Source organism: Streptococcus marimammalium DSM 18627 (genome assembly GCF_000380045.1).
Lineage (GTDB): Bacteria > Bacillota > Bacilli > Lactobacillales > Streptococcaceae > Streptococcus > Streptococcus marimammalium.
Genome location: NZ_KB904348.1, coordinates 1 through 4,699, shown reverse-complemented (window position 1 = coordinate 4,699; position 4,699 = coordinate 1). Strand labels below are relative to the sequence as shown.

Annotated in this window: 1 tRNA gene and 3 rRNA genes; all 4 read left to right on the top strand. The window is 49.4% G+C overall.

Annotated features, from left to right (window positions below):
* A 16S ribosomal RNA gene (locus A3I1_RS0103270) occupies positions 1 to 1,314 on the top strand; the annotation flags it as partial.
* 85 nt (positions 1,315 to 1,399) lie between these two features.
* Positions 1,400 to 1,472: transfer RNA gene (locus A3I1_RS0103265), tRNA-Ala, on the top strand.
* 143 nt (positions 1,473 to 1,615) lie between these two features.
* Positions 1,616 to 4,513: ribosomal RNA gene (locus A3I1_RS0103260) — 23S ribosomal RNA — on the top strand.
* Positions 4,514 to 4,580: 67 nt separating this feature from the next.
* Positions 4,581 to 4,696: ribosomal RNA gene (gene rrf, locus A3I1_RS0103255) — 5S ribosomal RNA — on the top strand.
* Positions 4,697 to 4,699: the final 3 nt, after the last annotated feature.

The window sequence follows — 4,699 nt, the reverse complement described above, 5'->3', positions numbered from 1 at the left end:
GGACCTGCGTTGTATTAGCTAGTTGGTGGGGTAACGGCTCACCAAGGCTACGATACATAGCCGACCTGAGAGGGTGATCGGCCACACTGGGACTGAGACACGGCCCAGACTCCTACGGGAGGCAGCAGTAGGGAATCTTCGGCAATGGGGGCAACCCTGACCGAGCAACGCCGCGTGAGTGAAGAAGGTTTTCGGATCGTAAAGCTCTGTTGTAAGCGAAGAACAGTGATAGGAGTGGAAAATCTATCATATGACGGTAGCTTACCAGAAAGGGACGGCTAACTACGTGCCAGCAGCCGCGGTAATACGTAGGTCTCGAGCGTTGTCCGGATTTATTGGGCGTAAAGCGAGCGCAGGCGGTTAGATAAGTCAGAAGTTAAAGGCTGTGGCTCAACCATAGTATGCTTTTGAAACTGTTTAACTTGAGTGCAGAAGGGGAGAGTGGAATTCCATGTGTAGCGGTGAAATGCGTAGATATATGGAGGAACACCGGTGGCGAAAGCGGCTCTCTGGTCTGTCACTGACGCTGAGGCTCGAAAGCGTGGGTAGCGAACAGGATTAGATACCCTGGTAGTCCACGCCGTAAACGATGAGTGCTAGGTGTTAGACCCTTTCCGGGGTTTAGTGCCGTAGCTAACGCATTAAGCACTCCGCCTGGGGAGTACGACCGCAAGGTTGAAACTCAAAGGAATTGACGGGGGCCCGCACAAGCGGTGGAGCATGTGGTTTAATTCGAAGCAACGCGAAGAACCTTACCAGGTCTTGACATCCCTTTGACTGGTCTAGAGATAGACTTTCCCTTCGGGGCAGAGGAGACAGGTGGTGCATGGTTGTCGTCAGCTCGTGTCGTGAGATGTTGGGTTAAGTCCCGCAACGAGCGCAACCCTTATTGTTAGTTGCCATCATTAAGTTGGGCACTCTAGCGAGACTGCCGGTAATAAACCGGAGGAAGGTGGGGATGACGTCAAATCATCATGCCCCTTATGACCTGGGCTACACACGTGCTACAATGGTTGGTACAACGAGTCGCAAGCCGGTGACGGCAAGCTAATCTCTTAAAGCCAATCTCAGTTCGGATTGTAGGCTGCAACTCGCCTACATGAAGTCGGAATCGCTAGTAATCGCGGATCAGCACGCCGCGGTGAATACGTTCCCGGGCCTTGTACACACCGCCCGTCACACCACGAGAGTTTGTAACACCCGAAGTCGGTGAGGTAACCTATTAGGAGCCAGCCGCCGAAGGTGGGATAGATGATTGGGGTGAAGTCGTAACAAGGTAGCCGTATCGGAAGGTGCGGCTGGATCACCTCCTTTCTAAGGAAAATCGTAGCAATACGATCGGAATGTGCGTTTGTTTGTCTTGTTTAGTTTTGAGAGGTCTTTTTAATTATAGAGACGTGGGGCCTTAGCTCAGCTGGGAGAGCGCCTGCTTTGCACGCAGGAGGTCAGCGGTTCGATCCCGCTAGGCTCCATAGGTTAGCGATAACCTAAGAGGATTGATCTTTGAAAATTGAATATCTATCAAATTCCGTATATATAGTAATATATATATGAAGTAACAAGAAATAAACCGAAGAAAAAGACGCTATAAATACTGAGAACCAAAAAGAAATAAGGTTAAGTTAATAAGGGCGCACGGTGGATGCCTTGGCACTAGGAGCCGATGAAGGACGTGACTAACAACGAAATGCTTTGGGGAGCTGTAAGTAAGCGCTGATCCAGAGATATCCGAATGGGGGAACCCACTAGTTAATGACTAGTATCTATAACTGTTAAGGTTATAAGAAGGAAGACGCAGTGAACTGAAACATCTAAGTAGCTGCAGGAAGAAAAAGCAAACGCGATTGCCTTAGTAGCGGCGAGCGAAACGGCAACAGGGCAAACCGAAGAGTTTACTCTTCGGGGTTGTAGGACTGTAATGTGGACGTCATGATTATAGAAGAACTACCTGGGAAGGTAGGCCAAAGAGAGTAAGAGCCTCGTATTTGAAATAATGATGATACCTAACAGTATCCTGAGTACGGCGAGACACGCGAAATCTCGTCGGAATCTGGGAGGACCATCTCCCAACCCTAAATACTCCCTAGTGACCGATAGTGAACCAGTACCGTGAGGGAAAGGTGAAAAGCACCCCGGAAGGGGAGTGAAATAGAACCTGAAACCGTGTGCCTACAACAAGTTCGAGCCCGTTAATGGGTGAGAGCGTGCCTTTTGTAGAATGAACCGGCGAGTTACGATATCATGCGAGGTTAAGTTGAAGAGACGGAGCCGTAGGGAAACCGAGTCTTAATAGGGCGCTTTAGTATGATGTTGTAGACCCGAAACCAAGTGACCTACCCATGAGCAGGGTGAAGGTGCGGTAAAACGCACTGGAGGCCCGAACCAGGACACGTTGAAAAGTGTTTGGATGACTTGTGGGTAGCGGAGAAATTCCAAACGAACTTGGAGATAGCTGGTTCTCTCCGAAATAGCTTTAGGGCTAGCGTCGACATTAAGAATCATGGAGGTAGAGCACTGTTTGGGTGAGGGGTCCATCCCGGATTACCAATCTCAGATAAACTCCGAATGCCATTGATTTATGGTCGGCAGTCAGACTGCGAGTGCTAAGATCCGTAGTCGAAAGGGAAACAGCCCAGACCACCAGCTAAGGTCCCAAAATAATTGTTAAGTGGAAAAGGATGTGGGGTTGCACAGACAACTAGGATGTTAGCTTAGAAGCAGCTATTCATTCAAAGAGTGCGTAATAGCTCACTAGTCGAGTGACCCTGCGCCGAAAATGTACCGGGGCTAAAACAATTTACCGAAGCTGTGGATTACCGCAAGGTAATGGTAGGAGAGCGTTCTATGTGTGGAGAAGGTATACCGTGAGGAGTACTGGAACGCATAGAAGTGAGAATGCCGGTATGAGTAGCGCAAGACAGGTGAGAATCCTGTCCACCGTAAGACTAAGGTTTCCAGGGGAAGGCTCGTCCGCCCTGGGTTAGTCGGGACCTAAGGAGAGACCGAAAGGTGTATTCGATGGGCAACAGGTTGATATTCCTGTACTAGATAAATGAGTGATGGAGAGACGCAGTAGGCTAACTAAAGCATGCGAATGGAAGAGCATGTCTAAGCAGTGAGGTGTGGTATGAGTCAAATGCTTATACCTATAACATTGAGCTGTGATGGGGAGCGAAGTTTAGTAGTGAAGTTAGTGATGTCACACTGCCAAGAAAATCTTCTAGCGTTAATTATTTATCTACCCGTACCGCAAACCGACACAGGTAGTCGAGGCGAGTAGCCTCAGGTGATCGAGAGAACTCTCGTTAAGGAACTCGGCAAAATGACCCCGTAACTTCGGGAGAAGGGGTGCTGTCTTTAAGGCAGCCGCAGTGAATAGGCCCAAGCAACTGTTTATCAAAAACACAGCTCTCTGCTAAATCGTAAGATGATGTATAGGGGGTGACGCCTGCCCGGTGCTGGAAGGTTAAGAGGAGTGCTTAGCGTAAGCGAAGGTATGAATTGAAGCCCCAGTAAACGGCGGCCGTAACTATAACGGTCCTAAGGTAGCGAAATTCCTTGTCGGGTAAGTTCCGACCCGCACGAAAGGCGTAATGATTTGGGCACTGTCTCAACGAGAGACTCGGTGAAATTTTAGTACCTGTGAAGATGCAGGTTACCCGCGACAGGACGGAAAGACCCCATGGAGCTTTACTGCAGTTTGATATTGAGTATCTGTACCACATGTACAGGATAGGTAGGAGCCGATGAATACGGGACGCCAGTTTCGTAGGAGGCGTTGTTGGGATACTACCCTTGTGTTATGGCTACTCTAACCCGATTGGCTAATCGTCAATGGAGACAGTGTCTGACGGGCAGTTTGACTGGGGCGGTCGCCTCCTAAAAAGTAACGGAGGCGCCCAAAGGTTCCCTCAGAATGGTTGGAAATCATTCGTAGAGTGTAAAGGTATAAGGGAGCTTGACTGCGAGAGCTACAACTCGAGCAGGGACGAAAGTCGGGCTTAGTGATCCGGTGGTACCGTATGGAAGGGCCATCGCTCAACGGATAAAAGCTACCCTGGGGATAACAGGCTTATCTCCCCCAAGAGTTCACATCGACGGGGAGGTTTGGCACCTCGATGTCGGCTCGTCGCATCCTGGGGCTGTAGTCGGTCCCAAGGGTTGGGCTGTTCGCCCATTAAAGCGGCACGCGAGCTGGGTTCAGAACGTCGTGAGACAGTTCGGTCCCTATCCGTCGCGGGCGTAGGAAATTTGAGAGGATCTGCTCCTAGTACGAGAGGACCAGAGTGGACTTACCGCTGGTGTACCAGTTGTCTTGCCAAAGGCATCGCTGGGTAGCTATGTAGGGACGGGATAAGCGCTGAAAGCATCTAAGTGCGAAGCCCACCTCAAGATGAGATTTCCCATGATGATTCAGTAAGAGCCCTGAGAGAAGATCAGGTTGATAGGTTAGGAGTGTAAGCGTGGTGACATGTTAAGCGGACTAATACTAATTGCTCGAGGACTTATCCAAAGAAGTAATAGCGTCAAGTTTACTCTTGTGATAGATATTCAATTTTGAATGATTAATCATTCGATAGTTAAGTGACGATAGCCTAGGAGATACACCTGTACCCATGCCGAACACAGTAGTTAAGTCCTAGAACGCCTGAAGTAGTTGGGGGTTTCCCCCTGTGAGATAGGGTAGTTGCTTAGCTAA